Annotated in this window: 1 protein-coding gene; it reads left to right on the top strand. The window is 61.6% G+C overall.

Features of this window, described 5'->3' with window-relative positions:
- Positions 1-1,248: aminotransferase-like domain-containing protein (locus AC0KVQ_RS16440; protein WP_473422277.1), on the top strand; the 1,248-nt coding region annotated here is incomplete at both ends.

Below are 1,248 nucleotides of genomic sequence, written 5' to 3'. Positions count from 1 at the left end.
TATTACCGGCTGGAGGACCTGGGACTGGTGCGCGCGCGCGAACGCTCCGGCTATTACGTGGCCGGCACGGGGCAGACGCCCTTGCTGGAACCCGAACCCCGGCACGACCCGCGGCTATCGACCTCGGTCGATATCAGCCAACTGGTTTTTTCCGTGCTGGGCGCGGTGCAGGATCGCAATATCCTGCCGCTGGGTTCCGCCTTTCCTTCACCCAAGCTGTTCCCGCTGCCCCGGCTCGCCAAATCCTTGGCGGCATCGGCGCGTTTTATCGATCCGTGGGATACCGTGGCCAGTCTGCCACCGGGCAATCTGGCGCTGCGCCAGCAGATCGCGCTGCGCTACCTGGGCATGGGCATGCCGCAACCGCCGGAGCAGATTATCGTCACAAATGGCGCGATCGAAGCGCTGAACCTGTGCCTGAGCGCCGTGGCCAAACCGGGTGATCTTATCGCCATCGAATCGCCCGGGTTTTATGCCGCGGCCCAGGCGCTGGAACGCCTGAACATGAAAGCGCTGGAAATCCCGGTGCATCCCAAGGATGGCATTGATCTCGATGTGCTCGAACAGGCCATCGCCCGGCATCCGGTCAAGGCTTGCTGGTTCATGACCAACTTCCAGAATCCGATGGGCGCCACCATGAGCGATGCGCGCAAGCAGGTGCTGGTTGCGCTGCTGGCCAGGCATGAAATTCCGCTGATTGAGGACGATGTGTATGGCGAACTCTACTTTGGCAATCGCCAGCCGCTGCCGGCCAAGGCCTATGACCAGCAAGGTCTGGTGATGCACTGCAGTTCGTTTTCCAAAAACCTGGCGCCGGGCTACCGCATCGGCTGGGTCGCGCCCGGACGCTTTGGCAAGGAAATCGAACAGCTGAAACTGATGACCACGCTCTCGGCCAGCATGCCTTCGCAAGTGGCCCTGGCGGATTACCTGCAAACTGGCGGCTATGACAAACACCTGCGCAAATTGCGGCACGCGCTGGAATCACAACTGGGCAGCATGAACGAAGCCATTCGCCGCCACTTTCCCGCCGATATCCGGGTCTCGCGTCCGCAGGGCGGGTATTTCCTCTGGGTGGAGTTTGCCGAAGGTTTCGATACGCTGGTCCTGCACCAGCACGCTGCCGCGCAGGGAATCAGCATCGCGCCGGGGCCGATTTTTTCGGCCAGCTGTCAGTACCGGCATTGCATCCGGCTCAATTACGGCTCGCCCTGGAGTACCGATTTCGAGCAAGGCATCGCCATTCTG

It is taken from the genome of Formivibrio sp. oc-25, assembly GCF_055810895.1.
The sequence above is the reverse complement of the archived record's forward strand: the minus strand, read 5'-3'. Positions and strand labels throughout refer to the sequence as shown.